At 45.1% G+C, this 23,431-nt stretch carries 20 protein-coding genes; all 20 read right to left on the reverse strand.

Annotation, left to right across the window (positions count from 1 at the left end; genetic code table 11):
- Positions 1 to 141: 141 nt before the first annotated feature.
- Positions 142 to 1,869 (reverse strand): hypothetical protein, encoded by a 1,728-nt coding sequence (locus tag FYJ84_RS00975; RefSeq protein WP_154405252.1) that lies wholly within the window; start codon positions 1,867 to 1,869, stop codon positions 142 to 144.
- A complete protein-coding gene (locus FYJ84_RS00980; RefSeq protein ID WP_154405254.1) occupies positions 1,835 to 3,205 on the reverse strand; it encodes a glycosyltransferase family 9 protein in 1,371 nt (456 codons plus the stop codon). The genes FYJ84_RS00975 and FYJ84_RS00980 overlap by 35 nt, the downstream gene beginning before the upstream one ends.
- Positions 3,206 to 3,209: 4 nt before the next feature.
- Entirely contained in the window at positions 3,210 to 4,328 is a 1,119-nt protein-coding gene (locus FYJ84_RS00985) for a polysaccharide pyruvyl transferase family protein (RefSeq protein WP_154405256.1), read from the reverse strand.
- A gap of 39 nt (positions 4,329 to 4,367) precedes the next feature.
- A complete protein-coding gene (locus tag FYJ84_RS00990; protein WP_154405258.1) occupies positions 4,368 to 5,513 on the reverse strand; it encodes an ABC transporter ATP-binding protein in 1,146 nt (381 codons plus the stop codon).
- A 61-nt stretch (positions 5,514 to 5,574) separates the two neighbouring features.
- On the reverse strand, positions 5,575 to 6,297 hold the full coding sequence (locus FYJ84_RS14965; RefSeq protein WP_407060733.1) for an ABC transporter permease: 723 nt from the start codon (positions 6,295 to 6,297) through the stop codon (positions 5,575 to 5,577).
- A 43-nt stretch (positions 6,298 to 6,340) separates the two neighbouring features.
- Positions 6,341 to 7,306: an ADP-glyceromanno-heptose 6-epimerase gene (gene rfaD / locus FYJ84_RS01000; protein WP_154405260.1), complete on the reverse strand. Its 966-nt coding sequence runs from the start codon at positions 7,304 to 7,306 to the stop codon at positions 6,341 to 6,343.
- 5 nt (positions 7,307 to 7,311) lie between these two features.
- On the reverse strand, positions 7,312 to 8,310 hold the full coding sequence (locus FYJ84_RS01005; RefSeq protein WP_205764033.1) for a bifunctional heptose 7-phosphate kinase/heptose 1-phosphate adenyltransferase: 999 nt from the start codon (positions 8,308 to 8,310) through the stop codon (positions 7,312 to 7,314).
- The gene (locus FYJ84_RS01010; RefSeq protein WP_154405264.1) at positions 8,303 to 8,902 is read right to left on the reverse strand and encodes a D-sedoheptulose-7-phosphate isomerase; all 600 of its coding nucleotides are present in this window, start codon (positions 8,900 to 8,902) and stop codon (positions 8,303 to 8,305) included. The genes FYJ84_RS01005 and FYJ84_RS01010 overlap by 8 nt, the downstream gene beginning before the upstream one ends.
- Complete coding sequence (locus FYJ84_RS01015; protein ID WP_154405266.1) at positions 8,899 to 10,089, reverse strand: glycosyltransferase family 9 protein; 1,191 nt, start codon at positions 10,087 to 10,089, stop codon at positions 8,899 to 8,901. The genes FYJ84_RS01010 and FYJ84_RS01015 overlap by 4 nt, the downstream gene beginning before the upstream one ends.
- A 14-nt stretch (positions 10,090 to 10,103) precedes the next feature.
- Entirely contained in the window at positions 10,104 to 10,979 is an 876-nt protein-coding gene (locus tag FYJ84_RS01020) for a glycosyltransferase (protein ID WP_154405268.1), read from the reverse strand.
- Positions 10,980 to 11,120: 141 nt separating this feature from the next.
- Entirely contained in the window at positions 11,121 to 12,533 is a 1,413-nt protein-coding gene (gene wbaP, locus FYJ84_RS01025) for an undecaprenyl-phosphate galactose phosphotransferase WbaP (RefSeq protein WP_235901298.1), read from the reverse strand.
- Positions 12,534 to 12,807: 274 nt separating this feature from the next.
- Positions 12,808 to 13,932 carry a DUF362 domain-containing protein gene (locus FYJ84_RS01030; protein WP_154405272.1) on the reverse strand — a complete coding sequence of 375 codons (1,125 nt, stop codon included), beginning with the start codon at positions 13,930 to 13,932 and terminating at the stop codon, positions 12,808 to 12,810.
- A gap of 133 nt (positions 13,933 to 14,065) precedes the next feature.
- Complete coding sequence (gene gltA, locus FYJ84_RS01035; protein ID WP_154405274.1) at positions 14,066 to 15,466, reverse strand: NADPH-dependent glutamate synthase; 1,401 nt, start codon at positions 15,464 to 15,466, stop codon at positions 14,066 to 14,068.
- A gap of 5 nt (positions 15,467 to 15,471) precedes the next feature.
- Complete coding sequence (locus FYJ84_RS01040; RefSeq protein ID WP_154405276.1) at positions 15,472 to 16,311, reverse strand: sulfide/dihydroorotate dehydrogenase-like FAD/NAD-binding protein; 840 nt, start codon at positions 16,309 to 16,311, stop codon at positions 15,472 to 15,474.
- Between the two features lie 37 nt (positions 16,312 to 16,348).
- Positions 16,349 to 17,104, reverse strand: a complete 756-nt coding sequence (locus FYJ84_RS01045; protein ID WP_277006813.1) for a methylenetetrahydrofolate reductase — start codon at positions 17,102 to 17,104, stop codon at positions 16,349 to 16,351.
- A gap of 30 nt (positions 17,105 to 17,134) precedes the next feature.
- Positions 17,135 to 18,802: a formate--tetrahydrofolate ligase gene (locus FYJ84_RS01050; RefSeq protein WP_154405278.1), complete on the reverse strand. Its 1,668-nt coding sequence runs from the start codon at positions 18,800 to 18,802 to the stop codon at positions 17,135 to 17,137.
- A gap of 105 nt (positions 18,803 to 18,907) precedes the next feature.
- The gene (gene folD, locus FYJ84_RS01055; protein ID WP_154405280.1) at positions 18,908 to 19,771 is read right to left on the reverse strand and encodes a bifunctional methylenetetrahydrofolate dehydrogenase/methenyltetrahydrofolate cyclohydrolase FolD; all 864 of its coding nucleotides are present in this window, start codon (positions 19,769 to 19,771) and stop codon (positions 18,908 to 18,910) included.
- Between the two features lie 95 nt (positions 19,772 to 19,866).
- On the reverse strand, positions 19,867 to 20,739 hold the full coding sequence (locus FYJ84_RS01060) for a 4-hydroxybenzoate octaprenyltransferase (protein ID WP_154405561.1): 873 nt from the start codon (positions 20,737 to 20,739) through the stop codon (positions 19,867 to 19,869).
- Between the two features lie 49 nt (positions 20,740 to 20,788).
- Positions 20,789 to 22,249: a menaquinone biosynthesis decarboxylase gene (locus tag FYJ84_RS01065; protein WP_154405282.1), complete on the reverse strand. Its 1,461-nt coding sequence runs from the start codon at positions 22,247 to 22,249 to the stop codon at positions 20,789 to 20,791.
- Between the two features lie 187 nt (positions 22,250 to 22,436).
- The gene (locus FYJ84_RS01070; protein WP_328596302.1) at positions 22,437 to 23,411 is read right to left on the reverse strand and encodes a polyprenyl synthetase family protein; all 975 of its coding nucleotides are present in this window, start codon (positions 23,409 to 23,411) and stop codon (positions 22,437 to 22,439) included.
- Positions 23,412 to 23,431 lie beyond the last annotated feature (20 nt).

Consider the following 23,431-nt stretch of genomic DNA (forward strand, 5'->3'; position numbering starts at 1 on the left):
TGCGTAAGCTGATTAACGACTATGTGGACACATATAACAGTCTTCGTCCGCATGAGGCACTGGACTACAAAGTACCAGATGAGATTTTTTATAGCTGTTTTGCAGCTTAGTATTATACTGTGTTATGACACTCTTAAAATTTTAAAAAGTGGTCTTGACAGGGGGCCCATTATATTCAGCACATGTTTTCATCCCATAGCCATCAGAAAAATACAAAACAAAAAAACCATAACCTAGGCCCATATACCAATCAGCAAAATAACGCATAAAATCCGAAGATTGAATAGCCGTAAATAAAAATAGTCCAGAACCCAGAAATGATGCATAAGCGAATTTCTCAAAAAGATTATTAGAAATATAAATACGATTATAAACAATGTATAAATATATTCCCCAAAAAGGAAGTGTAAACATCACTAACAGGAAAAACCTATACCATAAATGGTTTTTAACAATATCTGGAAATGCACTTCCTTCATGTCCGTATGCATAAAAAGTAGTAACATCATATTTCAAATCAACATCCGTTCTCGCTACTTGTAAATTAAAATACTCATCAATAGGTATCCCGTGAACATGTGTGAAACTTGACATGTAAATTGTCAAGCCTACCCAAATCATGATACTTATTACCAATATTTTTTTTACTTTTGCCTCCTTACTATCACAATAGGCAACCAACAATAAAGACAAAATAATAGGAACAATAGTTATAGCATAAATGTGATATATACATATCCCTATAAAGATACAAATAGGCACTAAATACAAGTATTTTCGTTTTAGTAACAACTCAAATACAATAATACTAATCATTATAAAAAATATATCAACTCGACCTAATAAAGCCGAATAATCTAAGGATTTAGTATTCAAATAATATGTAAAAAAGAATGGATTTAATACAAAAACTAACATAAATCCTTTTATCAGCTTATCTTGGTTATCATTGGCATACTTTTCCAATAAATATATTCCATGCAAAACCACTGCACTTACAATAAGCGTTGAACCAATAATAATGCCTCGTAGCACATTATCTGGCAAATATGTATTACCATTGAACACTTTTAAGCAGATAGAAACTATAGACCCCACAAAGCCTCTATTAGTAAAACCAAATCTATAGTCAATCATCCAAAAAGCTCTGACCCATTCCTCGATGTGAGTCCCAACATAAAAATCTTTAATTGCAATCCAATAAAAAATAACAACAAATGCCACTACTGTAATTGGATATGTTCTTAGTGCCTGACTGAAATATTTCCTACTATACAACAAACATCCAATTACTATTGTACTGATACACCACAATGGCGCAAAGTAACTCATAGTATATCTGTCATACATAAAATCCAAATATTTATTGTCACTTATTTCATTTTCCAATATGGCAGGTCGCAATACCTTTTCATTAGGATTTTCTACCAATAGAACTGTAACGCCATCACCTTCTCCTTCAAAGGAAATTTGCAATTGACCTACACCTGGCAAAAAATCATCAAAATCCATATAAACATTTAACATGTCCCAATTATTATCACGCAATTTATTAGCATCATATACATACTTTTCAGTTATATCATCTTGAGATAATGTAAAAACTAATTTATCATTCTTTTTAATATTTTCCTTAAAGCAGGATATACGAATATATGAATTTCTCCCCACATACATATCCTGAATTATAGAATGTTCATTAGATATCCTATATGTTTCTTCTTTAACATCTCCACTCCGTAATAAATAATAATCTGTATTCCAATGTACAAAAAAATACGATACAATCATACCTAAAAAAATAGACAAGATTATTATTTTTCTATGTTCTCCCTTAAACAACATCCTCACTTCTCTCTTTATCATCATATATGACATTTTCCACACTTTTCAGCACAGTATCGCTATCTATTTCCTTCATACACGGAGCTCCATCACCTCGATAGCATGTATACGCCCAATCTTCATGTAATCCCATACAGTTATTACATTTATCGCTGTATAAATTTACATTTTGAGGATAGCCATACATATGAACAGGGGTAGGCCCAAAAACAACAACACATTTAGTACCTAACTGCGTTGCTAAATGAACCAGTCCACCTTCACAATCAACATGACACAATGAATCTCTCAATATATACTTGGTCAGTTCTATACTTTCACCCAATACATAAAAATCAATACCAGCCAGCTTTTCCGCATCTGCACCGCCTAATTGTATAACGTTTACATTTTCAAATCTCTGCTTAAATGATTTTACAAATGCCTCTATATGCTCTTTAGGCCATAACTTTAGCTGCTTGAACCCAATTTTCATCGCATCTGCCCCATAATTAATAGTTACATATCTGGTTCCATAGAATTTAACTGCCATAAAGTCTTTTTTATATAAAGAATTAAATGGTATTGTTACTCGCATATTCTCTACATTAAATGCTTTCCCCATACGAAGCTCAGTCCATCTGTTCAAGCCTAAAACTTTACATCGCTCAAACTGTATTCTTTCACGCCAGCACTGCTCCGAGATATCCACATACAATTTATTCCAGTTATTTTCTATGTATTTCACCTTATCGTATAAGTTAGGAGCAAATTGCAACAATCTATCATCTTTTTTTCCAATAATATGAACAAAATGCTCTACTAACACTGCTAAATCATATTTGATTGCTTCAATATAGAAATCTTCTGCACTAACGACTTTAACTTTTTTTCTTCCACCATAGATAGCTTCACCAAACACCTTTTTTTCAACAAACACATCAATTTGGCAATTACAACATGCTTGTATTTCTTCCAATATTTTTGCTGAAATAATATAGTCTCCCATACCACCTGTAGGATAAAATGCTATCGTTACAAAACTGCTCTCATATTCCTCATAAATATCAAGCCTTTTTGAAAAAAGGTTGAAGTTAATAACTTTTTTTGAATACTGTTTTCCCGCCTCAACATTCTTGTAACCATGTTTTATAAAAAAAACATTACCTTTTTCTCTTAATTTTGATATAACAAAAACCGCACCTTGCTCTCTATATGCTTCTATCAACTTCTTCAACGGCTTCTTTATATATCTTATTAAAAACACAAAAACAACCGCTATATATCTTATTAAAAACACAAAACCAACCGCTTCTGCTATCCCTATAGCTACTACTAAAAAAACAATATCCCCAATACTTAATTTTTGTATAAACTCCATCTTATTAATCACCTTTGCCTAAAATCTTTTTAGCTAATGCTTTTTTTATAAAACGCCCACTTGAAATTTCTTCTTTTAATTGTGCATTTACTCCATATAATTCATCATGCAGATTGTTTATTACATCATAAAGCTCATCATGTAAATCATTGATGTTGTTCTGCAACTCCTCTAGTCTGATACAAATACGACCAATTTTCTTAAGTTCATTTTGAGTATTCCACAAACTTGAATTGTTCAATTCATATAAATGCTGATAATCATTCCCTTCCTTTATGCCTTTTTCAAATATAATCTCTTTTACTTTTTCAAAAAAATCATTGTTCAAATTTACAGCTTCAGCATAAGCAGCATCATATATCTTTGCCCGTCCATACGCTGCTTCCAAAACTTCTTTTATAGTTGTTGAATCATCATTTTTACTAACCGTAACAAATTCTGGTTGATATTTATAATAATCAAATTTCGTACTGAATTTATTTATCACTATCGCCTTGCGCCTAAGTAACATAGTCCAGAATGCACAATGATACGAATTAGTAATTACAGCTTCTGAGGACAGAATAAACTCTGCTATCTCATTTATACTGCTACTGTTACTAATAGCCTCTATATGCAAATTGTCAAGATTAACTGATAAATCCTTATGCCCAATTAATCCGAATTTTCTTTTTATATCAACAGAAACACTATCCGGAGACGGCAGTGCAAAAACCGATGGACAAGGCAAATACTCCAAATTCGATGGATGTTCATAATCTCTTATAGAAATCAATTTAAACTTATCTAAAGGTATTTCTGGAAAATTGTTTCCATTAGACCACTGCTCTCCATGCGTATTAAAGCCTACACTCCAAGCAATAACTGTGTCACACTTTTGCAATAACTTATTAATTGATAAATTGAATGTTTCTGTGACATACAAAAGTCCACCCCCTCCGACAATCACTATATCTTCACGCTGGATTTCATTCCAATCAATAAAATCTATATCATGCCTTATCAAGTTATACTTTTTAAAATAATCATAAAAATAGTTTAATGGTGAGCAAATCCAATCACCAACATTATCCTTATCAATCCTATTAATAAAGTGTATTTTTCCAATATTTCTATCCAACATAAAGTCTCTCCAATATTCACTACTTCATTATATTTATTTCTATATCAGCTTCATGCAAATTGACCAAGCTTGCTCTTTATCATCCAAAATAGCACGTCCCATAGAACTATCATATTTTAGTGTCGTAAGAAGCTGGAATTCTTCCTCCCATTCACCATCCCTTGACAAGCTGAATACAATATCATAAGCAGAATACTCAGCTAAACCATACATGTTTACATCTATAGCATATTCTCTATTATCGCTAAAATCATTTAAAAATACCTTCGTTGTGCATAAACTCTCTCCTGATAAACTCCTTATACTCATTACAAGTTCATCTGTTTCTAAATAACGTCTTTTCCAAGTTATAGGATGGATAATAACCTGCTTAATGCTATTTTTTTGCAAAATAACTCGTTGTGTTACCTCTCTCCCATTATAAAATAAATTTCTAGTAGTCTTCCCACGCATTTTAGAAGGCTCATATTTTTCACATACAGTTTCAGCACTGCCATACTCTTTTACTTTACCATGGTCAAGCCATAACACCCTATTGCATAAATTCCTTATTAAATCTATGGTATGTGATACTATTACCACAGTCGTCCCCTTACTTATCATCTCCCGTATACGCTTTTCACATTTTTGTTGAAACTTAAAATCACCTACAGAAAGAACTTCATCCACTATCAAAATATCAGGTCGTACCTCCGTAGCAATCGCAAAGCCAAGTCTAGCATACATTCCACTTGAAAAATTCTTGACAGGTACATTTACAAAATCTTTCAGCTCTGCGAATTCAATAATATTTTCAAAATGTGCATCTAAAAATTCCTTGCTATATCCCAGTATTGCCCCATTCAAAAAAATATTCTCTCTTGCCGTTAAATCCTGGTCAAAACCTGCCCCTACCTCTATCAATGGTGCGATGTTACCATTAATAGATACATGTCCACTGGTTGGCTTTAATACACCTGCCAATATCTTCAGCATAGTAGACTTACCTGCGCCATTAAACCCTATCAGCGCAAAGACATCTCCTTTTTTTATATCAAATGAAACATCATCCAAGGCAATAAACTCATTAAACAGCAATTTCCTCTGAAGAAATTTCAAAGCATATTCCTTTATAGAATCTACCTTTTCCTCCATTAAATTAAATTTCATCGTGACATTTCTAACTTCTATTGCATTTTCGTTCATCGCTACATACCTCATATATACAAAATAAACTGATTTTGCGCTTTTTTAAAAACCACAACACCTACAAACAGGGATATAATAGCAAATACATAGCAAGCAACAATCGTGTGAATATCCGGCACTTTACACATATAACCACTTGACGAAAAGCTGACAAATAATAATATAACGGATTATACAACAATAAAAACTTGTACTGCAGTGAAATAATCTTTTCAGGGTAAATAATAGGTATTGAATATTGGAGCGCTGTCAATATCACTCCATATAGGTGCAAAATATCTCTGAAATAAACTGCAACTGCCGACAATGCCAACCCTATTCCAGTACAAAATATCAACAATGCCACCAAAGGTATAAAAATACTTACTACATCAAACGTAGGATATTGTTCTGTGTAATACATCATGAACAACACTGGTGGCAAAGTAAACAGTAAATTCACGCAACTGGATAATACCCTTGATACAGGAAATAAATATTTAGGAACATATACTTTTTTCAATAGCGAAGCATTATCCAAAATAGCATTCATTGCAAAATTAGTGGATTCTGAGAAAAAAGAAAAAAACACCTGCCCTATCAATAAATAAAGAATATAATTCGGAATATCGAAACGAAATAAAGTTGAAAATACCATTGCAGTAACAATCATCATTAGCAAAGGATTTAACATGCTCCATAATATTCCTAGAACACTTCTTCGATATTTTTTCTTTATATCCCTCGTCACAAGCACCCATAATAAATACTTGTACCTATAAAAATTATTCATCATCCCCATTAACAACGCAGCCAAACCTCCATGTAGCCGAAATCATTATGCCTCAATACACTGCATAATCCTTCATTAAATAATCGCACACATAATCCTCAACGCCACTATCCAATGTATAAAAAGAAGCCTCATATCCAACGGCACGAAGTTTTTCCATATTGGCCTGAGTAAAATATTGATACTTCCCCCTCAAATGCTCCGGCATATCAATAAAATCTATCTCAGGCTTTCGCCCCATAGCTGCAAAAGTAGCCACTGCCAGGTCATAAAAGCTTCGTGCCACCCCCGTTCCCAAGTTAAACAAGCCATTAATCTCAGGATGCTCCAGCATATATTTAATTACATTGCAAATATCCTTTACATAGACAAAATCACGCAGCTGCTGTCCATCCTTTATACCTTCTTTATAAGATTTAAACAAACCCATCCTGCCTGTCCTCTTTATGCTGTTAAACGTATGAAAAATTACACTTGCCATGCTCCCCTTGAAGTATTCATTAGGCCCATAAACATTAAAAAACTTAAAACCAACATGCTGCTTAGGTGCAGATATCTGCTTTTCTGCCCACAAATCAAATAACTGCTTGGAGTAGCCATATCCATTCAACGGCTGCAAAGCCTTTATATCGCCCTTATCATCAAACCCATGACTGCCGTCACCATAGGTTGCTGCACTGCTGGCATAAATAAAGCTTATCTCATTTTCTGCACAAAAATTCCACAGTTTTTTGCTATACTCAAAATTATTCTTATACAAAAAATCAAAATCACGCTCAGTCGTAGCGGAGCATGCTCCCATGTGTATAACATGAGAAACCTTGCCTGCAAATTCATCCAGCCTGCCCAAAAATTCATCCCTGTTTATATATTCCAGATAAGATTTATTGCACATATTTTTCCATTTATCAGTTGCTGAAATATGGTCAACTATTACAATATCCTGTATCCCCATATCATTCAGCATGCGTACAACGCAGCTGCCTATAAAACCAGCTCCACCAGTTACAATATACATCCCTATTACCTCTTTTCACGCACTATAGCCTTTATCAACTCATCTTGCCTGATTGCCGCTGTTCCCACTGAACTGATGACCTTTCCGGCAGCCAGATTTGCTAGAACGATGGCATCTGAAAATTCCAAGCCACTTGCCAATCCCAACGTAATCGTACTGATTACAGTATCACCAGCACCAGTTACATCATATACCTGCACCTCCGCAGCTGGAAAATCAAGCCTTTCCTGATTTATCCTAAATAATGAAATACCTTTCGCACCTTTCGTTACCACTAATGCCTTAGCACCTGACCGCAATAAATATTCCTCTCCGGCACGATTCAAGGAATCCTCATCCTTTATGGCAACTCCTACAGCTTCTGCCAATTCCAAATTATTTGGTTTCACAAAATCCGCACCTTTAAAGGCCTCAATATTGCGGCTCTTGGAGTCCACAGAAATCAAAACATTATTCTCATTGCAGATTTTGATAATTTCCGCCACAAATTCTCCTGAATTAAGTACACCTTTTTTATAATCTGAAAGTATCACCGCAGAAAATCCTGAGATATGCTCTTTTAGATATGCAAGAATGGCATTGCGTGAATTGGCATTTATTTCTTCTGTAAGCTCATTATCAACACGCAACAGCTGCTGTCCCTTTGTCGCAAACCTTGTCTTGACAATGGTATCCCTGTTTTGTTCTGCAATAATGCCGGACACATCTATGCCCATCTCATACAAGTGCTTTCTTAGCCACCTGCCGGCAAAATCATCCGCTGCCAGGCCTGAAACCGCTACACTAGCACCCAAAGCATGGACATTATTGGCAACATTGGAAGCACCTCCGGCTTCCATAGACTTCTTCCTGTATCGCAAAACCGGCACCGGGGCCTCCGGAGAAATCCTTGACACCTGACCTGTAACATATTCATCAACCATCAAATCGCCAATAACCAATATATTCTGCTGAGAAAATTTATTTTTTACTGTATCTTTCAGCATAGAAAAATTATTAATCATGAACTTTTTTCTCCCCCGCAAAGATATTTCTCTCAATGATTTCACACAGCAAATGCACAGTAAAACCATGTATTTCCTGTATTCTAGGTGTACTATCAGATGGCACAATCAAACTTATGCCAGCTATTTCCTTAATCTTTCCGCCGTCCCGTCCCAAGAGGCCTGCCGTCTTAATCTTTTTCTTCTTAGCAATCTCCATAGCCCGATAAATATTGGCCGAATTGCCGCTAGTAGAAATGCCAATAAACACATCACCCTCATTTCCCACTCCTGCCAACTGTCTTGCAAATACCTCGTTATAGCCATAGTCATTGCCTATGCAGGTCATCACAGAAGGGTCAACACACAAGGAAATAGCTGGAAGAGCCTCACGCTCCACTAAAAACCTGCCAACAATCTCCCCTGCAAAATGCTGGGCATCTGCCGCACTTCCCCCATTGCCAGCCAGCAAAATCTTGTGTCCGCTTTTTATGGCATCAGTCATGACCTCTGCCGCTGCCAGCACCTTATCAAGATATCCGCCATCTTTGGCTATCTCGTTCAGCAAATCATGCTTTGCATTCAATAAATTATTTATCCATGCCTCTTTCATATTTCCTCGCTCCATTCTGAAAGTTTTAATACACTATGAATAGCCTTTTTTACATCATTTACTGAAATTGCTGCCACACAAACAGCAACATCAGCTTTTTTAACTTTATCATAACAAGCTTTATTGCCAGCACCAGTATAGCTTATAGTTCTGCAACGACAGCAATCCATGTTTGTCTCCAAACATTTGGGTTTTATTGTTCCTAAAAGAATTTCATCCACAACATACGGGAAAAAAAGTCCTTTATCATATAGCCCACATATGACTATACTTGGAATACCAGAAGCTGCCGCAATATGTATGCTAGCACTATCACTTCCTATTACTAGTTGGGCTCCTTGTATAACACCTATCCATTTTTCATAATTTGTTTTTCCTGTATAATTTTTTATTTTGTATGGTATTTTTGCGTTTTCTTCTATGTACTTTCCATATTTCATATCTGATGTATCGCCACACAAAAAAACATCATATCCTAACGCCGATGTCAAATAATCAGCTATATGGAGATATCTTTCTACAGGCCACACCTTGTAGCTCAAGCTGGCTCCTGGATGTAATACACAATACCTGCCTTGAACTTTTTGAGGCAATTTTTTTATAATCGGTATGTGCGAACTATACTCTCTATTTCCCAGCTTATTCAACAAGAATTTATGCAACTCAAAAACCATTAGTTGATTCTGCGCCACAATATCATTCTCAGATAATCCTCTTAGCATTATTCTATATAAAATATTTCTTTGATATGTATTAACAGCAATAGTTTTATATTTCGAATTACATACAATTCCTATACACAATCCACTATTGCTAGGATTGGGTACAATAATATGATGAACCATCATTAAATACTGTTTATAAAACTTCTTGTAATAAGTAAAATCAGAAAACAGCTTATCCTTATCAAAATCTATAAAACTAATATCTCTCCCTATATCTACTGCAACTTTTAAAAATTCATTAACTGCACTATTTGCAATAAAACAAATACAATAACCTCTATCTTCAGGATACATTGCTCTTAACTGTTGCAAAACTGCTGAAAACAACAAGGCATCACCTAGCTGCTGAGGAAAAAATACCACTATTGTCTTCTCATCTGCCTTTTGTTCATTAATGCCAGGCAATACCTTGATAAAAAGAGAATACAAGCATATAGCTATTTGGTTTAATATCTTCCTCATTCAAAACTACTCCATCATATTTCTGTTATATACATACCTGCTTTGTAGGCCAAAAACCTAACTAAATCCATAGACAAAATTTTTCCAATTCCTATAATCCCTTTTTCCTTATAAACACGTCCAGCCTGATATTTGACCAGCCTCACGCCCTCGCCACCGGCACGGCCAAAGCTTTCCCCTATCCACGGGTTTTCCTTTTGGAAGCGCCCCATCTCCCGATAGCGGCACCACATATCCTTTAGCTTTGGTTCATGGGAATGCCTTGCTATTGCTTCTGCCACATAGGCAATCCGCTTCCCTGCCAGCAAAAGCCTTCCTGCCACATACATGTCCTCACAGATATTGATTTTTGGAAAGCCGCCAATCTTCAGCAAATCCTGCACCCTGTATGCTGCAAAGGAATCAGACAGAAAGGTTGTCTTGATGCCTAGCTCCCTGCTATCTGCCATGCTTTTTGTCCTGCTGACAGCAGGATAGTTAAACTCCCTGTCCACCGCTGCATAGATGCTTGCCCCCTCATGAGGAACCTGTCTGCCATAGGCTGCTGCCACCTGCGCTTCCCGGTCATCAACAAATGCCCCAAGCAATTTCTCCAGGCTGTATCTATCCGGCAGTCTCACATCCTGAGTAAGGAATACAACTATCTCTATATCCTTTGGCAAAAGCTCCACTGCCATCTGCCTTGTACCGCCATGGCTGAACTCAGCCTGTGGAATAATGCGCACCTGCCAGCCATGGTTTCCAGCCACATCTGCTGTCCCATCTGCTGATGTGGAATCTATCACTAACTTGTAATCAATGGGCAGGCTCTGCCGGGCAATCTCTGCCAGCAGATTGGCAAACTCCCTGCCAGCATTGCAGGTGGGTATTACTATTGCAACCTTATACATAATCTCCAATCAGTAACACCTCAACCCCCACAAATCCAGCATGACAATTACATCAGCATTAATATCAGTAGCAGTAGCAATATCAACATCAACACAAGCACAAGCATTTCAGTCAAACATCATCCCTGGCTCATTAATTACCTAGTACGCGCCCTTTTTGCCCAGCACCGCACCAAATGTCTTCACCAGATATTTCATATCTATCCACACTGACCAGTTCCGCACATACCATGTGTCCATTGCCACCCGTTCCTCATAGGTGGTATCGCTCCTGCCGCTGGTCTGCCACATGCCGGTGATGCCGGGCCGCACCATGTAGTATTCACGGATATTTTCACCATACTTCTCCACCTCGGCACGGACGATGGGACGAGGCCCCACCAGGCTCATCTCCCCCTTCAGTACGTTGAACACCTGCGGCAGCTCGTCAAGGCTGGTTTTTCTGAGGAATGCTCCCAGCCTTGTCACCCGTGGATCATTCGTCAGCTTGAAACTGCTCTCCCACTCTTTTCTGGCGGCTGCATTTTCTGACAGGTGCCTGACCAGCACCTCGTCAGCGTTTGACACCATAGTCTGGAACTTGTAGCAGGGAAACTCCCTGCCGTTTCTGCCAACACGCCTGTGGGCGAAAAACACGCTACCCTTGTTGTCAATACCAACCAGCACTGCCAGCAACAGCAACAATGGCGAAATAACAATAATCCCAAGCAAAGTCACCACCATATCAAAGGCAAACTTCGTCAGGCGATTGATGCGCCTGGACAGATTGTTCTTGCTCTTGATAATCGTCAACTGCTCCACAAAAAGGGTACTGATTTCCACACTGCCCAGAGGCGAGCCTACAAGGCTTGGCGTAAAAAGCACCGTATCTGTCAGATGCTGTATACTCATCAGCAGGCTTCGCAGCCTGTCCTCGGAAAGCCCCGGTGCGGCAATAATCACCGTCCGCACATCCTGCTGACGGATAATCCTCGCCGCATCCTCAAAGCCTCCCAGCAGCGGATACTGCCTAGGCAACTTCTCCGACACAGGATGGTCATCCAGCACGCCTATGACCTTGTAGCAGTAACAAAAATCATCGTTAAAAGCTGACAACAGCCGCTCCGCTGTCTTTCCTGCACCTATCAGCAGCACCCGTTCCTTCAGGCATCCGGCACGCAAAATAAGCCTTCCCAGCAGATACCGCCCCAGTGCCATATACAGCAGCATAAATACCAAAAAACAGCCTGCGTAGTATCTGGATACCTGCATGCTGTTCCGCATCAGGAAAATCACCAAAGTGTACATCAAAAAGCCAAAGCAGCTGCCCTTGAACACATCCCTTGCCACATCCAAGGACGGACGATTGAAGCGATAACCGTCCGACTGCAGCATAATCAGCAGAAACATGCCTGGAATGTACACATACTGATAATCCCAGGGCAAAACCATGATGCTGCTTGCCTCAACGCGAAATATCCCTTGCAGCCACAATGCCGTGCGCTCCGCCAGCACAATCGCCAGATAATCCGTCACAATGTGCAAAAGCATCATTATCCTGCGGGTATAGCCCATGTATTTTCTCCACCACAAATTCACACTCAAAAAGCAAATCATCTCACTTAAAAAGTATATTTATCCACATGTCTATTATAATAGCACAAGACTCCCCCCCCCGCAAGACATTTACGTTATTTTTTAACGGAAAAAAGTAGAGTCTTGCGGATGACGAAATTTTGGGCATAAAAAAAATGCCATAAGCACGAACTTATGACATTTCTTTCTGATACTATATACAATTTAGTTACATGGTAGTTATGTGTTACGGGACATATCCTGCCCCCTGAAATCACTTCAAGGTAATCAGCTCATACTCCCTTGTCCCCATGCCAATCTTCTCCGCATGCTCCAAGGTTTCCTTCCAATGCACGTTTGGATTGCTGTCCATAAAGTGGTCATGGTGATGGTGCCAATCAGGCTTGGCCAGGTTGTCACCCAGCTGGGAGTTCTTAATAGGCTCCGCCTTCTGGCACAGGTCAACGCAAGCCTGATCAAGAGCAACAGCATCAAAGGAAGCTGCCATGCCGATGTTCGGCAGAATAGCGGCATCGTTTTCCCCGTGACAGTCACAGTTCGGAGAAATATCCATCATCATGTTGATGTGGAAGCACGGCCTGTCCTGCACTACTGCCTGGGCATACTCCGCCATCTTCTTGTCCAGCAAATCACCGGCATCCCACTGCTCGTTGCGGATGGCATCAAAGCCGCAGGCACCGATGCAGCGGCCGCAGCCCTTGCAGATATCCTTGTCAATCACTGCCTTGTTATCAACATAGGTGATGGCATCGGAACCGCACTCCTTGGCACAGCGGCGGCAGCCACGGCACTTTTCAGCATTGACTACCACCTTGCCGGAGGAATGCTGCTCCATCTTGCCGGCACGGCTGCCGCAGCCCATACCGATATTTTTGATGGCACCGCCGAAGCCTGTCGTCTCATGCCCCTTGAAATGTGCCAGGCTGATGAAAATATCCGCATCCATAACAGCGCGGCCAATCTTGGCAGTCTTGCAGATTTCGCCGTTCTTCACAGGCACCTCCACATCATCGGTGCCCTTCAGGCCATCGCCAATAATAATCTGGCAGCCTGTAGAAATGCTGTTAAAGCCGTTGATATTGGCACACTCAATATGCTCCAAGGCATTCTTGCGGCTGCCCGGATACAACGTGTTGCAGTCCGTCAGGAACGGTAGCCCCCCCTGCTCCTTCACCAGGTCTGCAATGGCCTTGGCATAGTTCGGGCGCAAAAAAGACAGGTTGCCCAGCTCCCCGAAGTGCATCTTGATGGCTACAAACTTCTTGTCAAAGTCGATATTCTTAATTCCGGCGGCAATGCACAGCCTCTGCAGCTTGGCAGTCCAGCTGGTGCCTACCGGCGTCCTGAAATCCGTAAAATAAACCTTTGCCTTTTCCATGAAAATCCCTCCAAAAATACACACAAGCTACTTTATATTATCACTCAAAAAGTGCCGCAGGTCAAGAAAAAAGGCACAAGCCCCATAGCTCATGCCCAAAAACAATATAACAAAACACAATATAACTTTATACTTATTTCTTTGCCTTGAGATACGCATCAATGGCAGCAGCAGCCTTCTTGCCAGCTCCCATAGCCAGGATAACTGTAGCCGCGCCGGTTACGATATCGCCGCCGGCAAAAACGCCTTCCTTGGTGGTGGCGCAGGTTTCCTCGTCAGCAATGATATTGCCACGCTTGTTGGTGTCCATGCCCGGCGTAGTAGAAGCCACGATAGGGTTCGGGCCGTTGCCGATAGCCATGATAACGGTGTCCACAGCCAGCTCAAACTCAGAGCCTTCAACTGCCACAGGACGGCGGCGGCCGGAAGCATCAGGTTCACCCAGCTCCATGCGGATGCATCTGAGCCCCTTTACCCAGCCATTTTCATCACCCAGAATTTCCACAGGATTGTTCAAAAGCTTGAACTGAATTCCTTCTTCCTTGGCATGATGCACTTCCTCGGCACGGGCTGGCAGCTCCGCTTCGGAACGGCGGTAGACGATGTACACATTCTCCGCTCCCAGCCGCAGGGAGGTACGGGCCGCATCCATGGCCACGTTGCCGCCACCTACCACGGCCACATTTTTGCCGATGGCAATCGGGGTAGCATGGTTCGGGAAGTCATAGGCCTTCATCAGGTTGCAGCGGGTCAGGAACTCATTGGAGGAATATACTCCATTGAGGTTTTCCCCAGGAATGTGCATAAAATGCGGCAATCCGGCGCCGGTGCCCACATACACCGCATCAAAGCCCATCTCACCCAAAAGCTCATCCACCGTAAAAAGCCGCCCGGCAATGGCATTCACTTCAATGGTAACCCCCAGCTTTTGGAGATTCTCCACCTCGCGCTTCACGATTTTTTCCTTCGGCAGGCGGAACTCCGGGATGCCGTAGGAAAGTACGCCGCCAGCCACATGCAGCGCCTCAAAAATCGTCACCTTGTAACCAAGCTTTGCCAGGTCACCGGCACAGGACAGGCCGGAAGGGCCGGCGCCGATGACAGCCACCTTCTGGGCATCCTCTGCAAACTGGATAGGCTTGATTTCCTCGTTCTTTGCCAGCTGGTAGTCAGCTACAAAGCGTTCCAGCCTGCCGATGCCCACCGGCTCACCCTTGATGCCCATGACACAGTGCTTCTCGCACTGGTTTTCCTGAGGGCAGACGCGGCCGCAGACTGCCGGCAGGGAGTTGGACTCCTTAACAATCCTGATGGCCTCATCAAAGTCACGTTCCTTGATTTTGCCGATAAAGGCAGGAATATTCACCTGTACCGGGCAGCCCTGGCGGCATTTTGGCACCTTGCATCCCAGGCAGCGGTTGGCCTCCGCCACAGCAGTTTCCTCATCGTAGCCCAGGGCTACCTCCTGAAAATTGCGGGCACGAACCTGAGGGTCCTGCTCCGGCATCTTGTGCTTTGTCATAACTAATGCCATTTTCCTTACCTCCCCAGCCCGATATTGCAGATGTGATCCCTTGCCTGTGCTTCCTGCGGCCGGAACATGCGGCTGCGGGACATAAGGCTGTCAAAGTCCACCAGATGGCCGTCAAACTCAGGGCCGTCCACGCAGGCAAACTTCATCTCATCCCCTACCTGCACACGGCAGCCGCCACACATGCCTGTGCCGTCCACCATGACAGGGTTCAGGGAGACAATGGTCTTTATCCCCAGAGGACGGGTAGCCTCCGCCACGCTGCGCATCATGACGCCTGGGCCGATGGCCGTAACCTGGTCGATTTTCTCTCCCCTGTCCACCAGCTGCTGTAGGGCAGTGGTCACAAAGCCCTTCACCCCGTAGGAGCCATCGTCAGTGGCAATCAGCACCTCGTCAGAAATGGCACGCATCCTGTCCTCAAAAATCAGGATATCCCTGGTCTTGGCACCCAGGATGGAAATCACCTTGTTGCCTGCCTCGTGCATGGCCCTGGCAATAGGATAAACAGGAGCCACGCCAATGCCGCCGCCTATGCAGACAATGGTGCCCATGTTTTCACTGATTTCTGATGGCTGCCCCAGCGGCCCCACAAAATCAAGAATAGATTCCCCCTCATTCTTGCTTGCCAGCAGCTGGGTGGAGGCTCCCACCACCTGGAAAATCAGGGTGATGGTGCCTGCCTCCCGGTCAAAATCCGCAATGGTCAGAGGAATGCGCTCACCTTCCTCATTGACACGCAGCACGATGAACTGCCCTGCCCTCGCCTTTTTGGCAACCCTCGGTGCCTCAATGTCATAATGAAAAATTCCGGGCGAAAGCTCCTGCTTCTTCAAAATCTTGAACATCTTTATACTCTCCTTTTACATAGACGCGGCGGCGGAATTACTCCGGCTGGCTGCCGAGAATCCCCTCCAGATATGCCTGCAAATTCCCCTTAATAGGCATAAGATAGAGATTGTCGCCTGTAGTTTCAATGAAGCCCTTTACCTTTCGGCCAAAGTAAATGCTCCACTCCAGAGTCGGCTCAAAATCCCTTGGGAAAATCACGTTATTTTTCAATTCCCAGTAGCTCTTGGAACGCTCAGAGGCAATAGGTGTGATACCCCAATACACATTCTGCCCCTGCAGCATGTCAGCATACATCTCCAGCAGCCGCATGTCAAAGAACGGCTGGGTGAAAAAGCCCACCGCCCCCGCCTGCAGCTTGCGCTGGATGCGGTACAGCTCCTGGCGCATGCTGCCACGGTACTGGTCAATGCCGGCATACACCTTTACCTCCGGCATTTCCTGATGAAATTTCTGAATCACATCAGTGGTCACAGTAGGATAGAATTTGTGGCTCATATCCTGGGGCGGATCCCCCTCGATGACCAGCACCTCCGTAATGCCGCTCTGCCGAAGCTCCGGCCGCATGGCGAGAGGCTGTGTCAAATCCACGTCAATAGCCCTGATATGGGGCATCACTGCCGGATAAAAATCCTGGGCAATGGCCGCCCCCTGCCAGCTGCGGGTTTCAAACCGCAGCAAATCAGGAATATTGATTAAATCCACCCCATGAATATTATCCTTGATCATCTGCAGGTCCTCACGCAGCCCCTCCGGGCTGCGCGGCACCAGCTCAACTGAAATCCTTCCCACTAACACATCACATCCCCTAGTAAAATTTCGTTAGAACAAGCCAGTAATCCTGCCCTGCACATCAATATCCATATTCTCCGCAGCCGGCTTCTTCGGCAGGCCCGGCATGGTGAGAATATCACCAGTCAGTGCCACAATAAAGCCTGCACCGGCAGAAATCCTGAGCTCCTTCACGGTAATGCGGAAGCCCTCCGGGCGGCCCAGCTTAGTCGGGTCATCAGACAAGGAATACTGGGTCTTTGCCATGCAGACAGGCATCTTGTCAAGACCCAGGGCCTCAATCTCCGCCAGCTGCTTCTTGGCAGGGCCGGTGAAGTCAACACCGTCCGCGCCATAAATCTCCCTGGCAACAGCCCCAATCTTCTCAGGAATGGACTGCTCCACCTCATACATAAAGCGGAAATTGCTTGGCTTCTCCATGGCTTCCATAACCTTGTCAGCCAGCTCCAGGCCGCCTTCGCCGCCCTTTGCCCATACCTCGGACAGAGCCACGGAAGCCCCCATAGCCACGCACTTCTCCTCCACGAAGTCCAGTTCTTCCTTGGTATCCGTAGGGAAAGCGTTGATAGCCACCACAGCAGGCAGGCCGAACTTCTGCACATTCTCAATGTGCTTGGTCAGGTTGGCCAGGCCCTTCTCCAGCGCAGCCATATCCACCTTGCCCAGCTCGGTCTTTGGCAGTCCGCCATGCATCTTCAGGGCGCGGACAGTAGCCACGATAACCACCGCATCAGGATGAATACCGGCAAAGCGGCACTTGATATCCAGGAACTTCTCAGCACCCAGGTCTGCACCGAAGCCAGCCTCGGTTACCACCACATCAGCAAACTTCAGGGCAAACTTGGTAGCCATGACGGAGTTGCAACCGTGGGCGATATTGGCAAACGGGCCGCCATGGATCAGGGCAGGAGTGCCCTCCAGAGTCTGCACCAGATTTGGCTTAATGGCATCTTTAAAGAGCAGCGTCAGGGCGCCGGTCACGTTCAGCTCATCAGCCCGGACAGCACGGCCATCACGGGTATAAGCCACCACAATCTGCCCCAGGCGCTTCTTCATATCCTCAAGGTCTGAAGACAGGCAGAGAATGGCCATCATCTCGGAAGCAACGGTAATGTCAAAGCCGGTCTCCCGAGGTACGCCATGAGCCTTGCCCCCCATGCCGATAACTACATGACGCAGGGCGCGGTCATTCAGGTCCAGCACACGCTTCCATGCCACACGGCGCACATCAATATCCAGGGCGTTGCCCTGCTGGATGTGATTGTCAATCACTGCTGCCAGCAGGTTGTGGGCAGTGGTAATAGCATGGAAATCACCGGTAAAGTGCAGGTTGATGTCCTCCATCGGCACCACCTGGGCATAGCCGCCGCCTGCGGCACCGCCCTTCAGGCCGAAGCATGGCCCCAGGGATGGCTCACGGAGTGCTACAGCCACCTTCTTGCCCTGTTTGTTCAGGGCATCAGCCAGGCCTACGCTGGTGGTAGTCTTGCCCTCGCCGGCAGGCGTAGGATTGATAGCCGTTACCAGAACCAGCTTACCATCCTTGTCATTTTTTACCTTGTTCCAGGCATCCAGGGAAATCTTGGCCTTGTACTTGCCGTACATTTCCAAATCGTCCTCGCAAATGTCGAGTTTGGCAGCAATCTGGCGAATGTGCTGCATCTGAGCTTCCTGGGCGATTTCAACATCAGTTTTCATAAATACAATTCCCCCTAAATAGACTAAAAATAACTCTTGTTTATAACAGCAGTATGGCTTGCCCCAAACAATGCCATCTGCCCATTATCTATATTGGTAGTTTGCTTATTTCTCCAGCTGCAGCCGTGCCGCCTCAACGGTATTCTGCATCAGCATGGCGATAGTCAGCAATCCCACGCCCCCCGGCACAGGGGTAATAGCACCGGCAACCTCCTTGACGGACTCAAAGTCCACATCCCCTACCAGCTTTTTCGGTGCGATGCGGTTGATGCCCACGTCAATAACGGCAGCTCCCGGCTTCACCATGTCGGCAGTGACAAAGTTCGGCCTGCCCACAGCTGCCACCAGGATATCCGCCTGCCTGGTCACCTCGGCAAGGTTCTTGGTGCGAGAGTGACAGATAGTCACAGTGGCATTCTTGCCCAAAAGCAGGTGCAGCATCGGCTTGCCCACAATATTGCTCCTGCCGATAACCACTGCATTGGCACCCTCAATAGGAATATCAGCCAGCTCCAGCATCCTGAGGCAGCCATGAGGCGTACAAGGCACCAGTGCCTTCTGACCTGTTACCAGCCTGCCCACGTTCACCGGATGGAAGCCGTCCACATCCTTCAGCGGGTCAATGGCCTCCAGCACCTCTGACTCGTATGGCTGCAACGCCTTCGGCAGCGGCAGCTGCACCAGAATGCCGTGAATCTTCTCATCCTTGTTCAGGCGGTCAATCTCTGCCAGAAGCTCCTCCCTTGTGGTGGTCTCAGGCATCTCAACCCCTTCGGAGTAAAAGCCCAGTTCAGTGCATGCCTTGTGCTTGTTGCGGACATATACCTGAGAAGCAGGATTTTCACCTACGATAATAACCGCCAAACCAGGGGTAATCCCATACTTTTCCTTCAGCTCGGCAGCCTTTTGCCCTGCTTCCTCACGAAGCTTCGCAGCGAAAACCTTGCCCTCTAATAATCTTGCAGTCATACAAAAACGCTCCTTTCCACGGAGAAAAATATATAATCCAGCCGTTACATACTGCACAGGCTGCACCAGCTCCCTGCGGCATCAATCATGTAGCATTAGCCGTGCAGCAGCACATCCAGCAGCGTGCAGATAAAAATCGCCACTGACACGATGCCATTGTGCACATAATAACGGCGTGTAAAGGCCCGAAAGCCCCTTACATCAATAATCTTGTGCTGGTAGTACAGAGTCCCCCCTGCAATGCCCACACCTATATAATACAGATACCCCAGCCCGAAAAGCTGGCCCAGATAAAAGAATACCGCCAGGGTAACCACATGGGTAAGCTTCGCCAGAAGCAGTGCCTTCTCCGCCCCCAAAAGGGTGGCCATGGAGTGGAGCCCATGCTCCTTGTCAAACTTCTCGTCCTGGGCGCCATACACCACATCAAAGCCGCCAATCCACAGCACTACTGCCAGGAACAGCACCACCATGGGGTACTCCACCTCACCTGTCACAGCCACCCAGGCACCGGCAGGTGCCATGGCTACCGCCACGCCGCAGATGTAGTGGCACAGGCAGGTCAGCCGCTTCATATAAGGGTAAACAATGAAGGGCAGCGCTGCCACCGGCAAAAGCTTGATGCAGATAGGATTCAGCTGCAGCACGGAGAAAATCAGCACGGCAAAGCAGATTGCCAGCAGAAGATAAACATCCCTGTGGGTTATCAGCCCTGCCACCATAGGCCTTTCATTAAACCTCGGCTGGTCCTTGTCATACTTCAAATCAATCATGTTGTCCAGGGCCAGCGCCGCACTACGGGCCGCCACAATAGTCGTAGTCACCCACAGCACCGTCCACCAGTCAGTTGTCAGCCCGTGCATCTTGTTGGCCAAAAGCACCGCCATATAGGCAAAAGGCAGGGAAAACACAATCTGATAAAAAGCGATATTGCTGAGATGGGCATCTATTTTCTGCCAAAATGTCATATTATTCACGTCAATCTTTTCAAATACCTCGTCATCATCACGGTTCAATCTAGTCAAGGCCCAGCGCCTCCCATTTCCTGTCCACCATGGCCTTGACAGACTCATCCATCACAATCTCGTCAGGCCACTCCCGGGTGTGCCCTTCCTCCGGCCAGGTCTTGGTGGCATCGATGCCCACCTTGGTACCCCACTTGGCCATCGGAGATGAGTGATCCAGCACGTCAAGAGGCCCCTCCATCATCACCAGGTCACGCTTGGCATCGATGTTGTTGAACACACGCCACCAGACTTCCTTCTCATTCTGCACATCCACATGGGCATCCACCACGATAATCATCTTGATGAACATCATCTGCCCCATGCCCCACAGGGCATTCATGACCTTCTTGGCCTGCATTGGATAGGTTTTCTTGATGGAGACAAAAATGCAGTCATGGAACACACCTTCCAAAGGCATGTTGATATCCACCACCTCCGGGATTGCCTGCTGCAGGAGAGGCAAAAACAGCCTTTCCGTGGCCTTGGCCAGGAAGCAGTCCTCCATCGGCGGCTTGCCTACGATAGTAGCTGCATAAATCGGGTTCTTTCTATGGGTAATGCAGGTAATGTGGAAAACAGGATAGTAATCAGCCAGGGAATAGTAGCCGGTATGGTCACCAAATGGCCCCTCCCAGCGACGTTCATCCACATCCACATAGCCCTCCAGGATAATCTCTGCATCGGCAGGCACCTCTACATCCACCGTCTTGCACTTGACCATCTCCACGGACTTGTGGCGCAAAAAGCCTGCAAACACCATCTCATCAATATCCCTCGGCAATGGAGCCGTAGCCGCATAGGTTACTACCGGGTCCGTACCGATAGCCACCGCCACCTCCATGCGCTGTCCCCCCAATGCCTTGGTATCACGGCAGTTGTCCGCGCCATTCTTGTGGATATGCCAGTGCATGCCGGTGGTCCGGCTGTCATACTTCTGCAGGCGGTACATGCCCACGTTGCGCTTGCCGGTCTTCGGATTCCTGGTGAAAACCAGCGGCAAGGTAATGAACCTGCCCCCATCCTGAGGCCAGCACTTCAAAATCGGGAACTTGTCCAGGGAAGGATTGTCCGTAATCACAACCTCCTGGCAAGGCGCCTTCTTCACATACTTAGGAAAGTTGATGGCCTTTTTGGCCATAGGAATAATCGACAGCAAATCTGTCTTGTGGGACAGGGAGATATAGGGCAGCTTCAAAATCTCCCGCATCTCATCAGCCACATCATCCAGCTTCTCCACACCGAAGGCGATGGCCATGCGCTCCATGCTGCCAAAGGCATTCATCAGCACAGGCATATCATAGCCCCTGACATTCTCAAACAGCAGGGCGACATTCTTGTCCCCTTCCATCTTGGAAACCCTGTCCGTAATCTCCGTAATCTCCAGCTCGCAATCCACCTCTGCCTGAATGCGCTTCAGCAGCCCGCGGTGCTCCAGCTCTGCAATGTATTCCCGTAAATCTCTAAACGCCATCTATTTTCTTTCCCCCTATTACTAAAAAATAAAACAGCACACATATTTATTATAGCTTTAATACGGAAAAAACTCAATAACTCAGCAAACAAAAATAGCCCTTCCATAAAACTGAAAGGACTATCATCGTTGATAGAAGCATATACAGCTATAAAAACATGCAAACCATAAATACATGCAAAGGGGCTTAGAATTTGCGTCCGCCCACAAAGCTGACAATCATGCGGTAAGACTCCCTTATTTCCTCCGGCATTTCCTCCGGCAGGGCAGCCACTGCCCCCTCAAGGAATTCCTCCACCTTTTTCCTGGTAAACTCAATGCCGTCACTGGCACGGACAATCTCCAATGCCCTCTGCACCATCTCCGGCGTCATGTTCCTGTCCGTCACAATCTGACGGAGCTCATCCCTGTCAGGGCTAATCTCCAGAGCACGGATGGCAGGCAGGGTGACAATGCCCTGCAAGATATCATTCCCGGCAGGCTTGCCCAAAGTCTTTGCATCACTGGTCAGGTCCAGCAGGTCATCCGTCAGCTGGAACGCCATGCCTACATTGTAGCCAAAATCATACAGTGCCTGGATATAGCCCTCAGGCAGCTTTGCCACATCGCCCCCCAGCTGGCAGGCAATGGCGATAAAATTGGCAGTCTTCTTGGCAATACGCTCAAAATACTCGTCCACATCACAGGAAGCGTGATAGATTTCCTTGTTCTGAATCAGCTCCCCGGAGCTGAGGTCGCAAATCAGCCGGGCCAGCTGCCTGTCCACCCGCTTGCTGTAATTGCTCTCCGCCACCAGGGCAAATGCCTTGGCAAAAAGATAATCACCAGCCAGGATGGAAATCTGGTTGCCCCACTTGGCATTGGCAGTAGCGGAACCCCGGCGGGTAGCCGCGCTGTCAATCACATCATCATGCACCAGGGATGCCATGTGCATCATCTCCAAGGCAACCCCCAAAGGCATAGCCTCCTGCAGGGAGAATTTCTCCCCGCAACGGGCCGCCAGAAAATAAATTGCCGGCCTGAGGCGCTTGCCCCCGGATTTTACCAGATGGGTGCCAATCTCCGTTATAACCTTCTCCGGCGCGCTGACAGCCTCCTGCAAGGCAACTTCCAGCTCAGCCAAATCATTTTTAATCAAATCAAACATCTTGTTTGCCAACACATATCACCTGCAAATATAAA

Origin of the sequence: Anaerovibrio slackiae (genome assembly GCF_009695585.1) — a bacterium.
In the GTDB taxonomy this organism is placed as follows: Bacteria; Bacillota; Negativicutes; order Selenomonadales; family Selenomonadaceae; genus Anaerovibrio; species Anaerovibrio slackiae.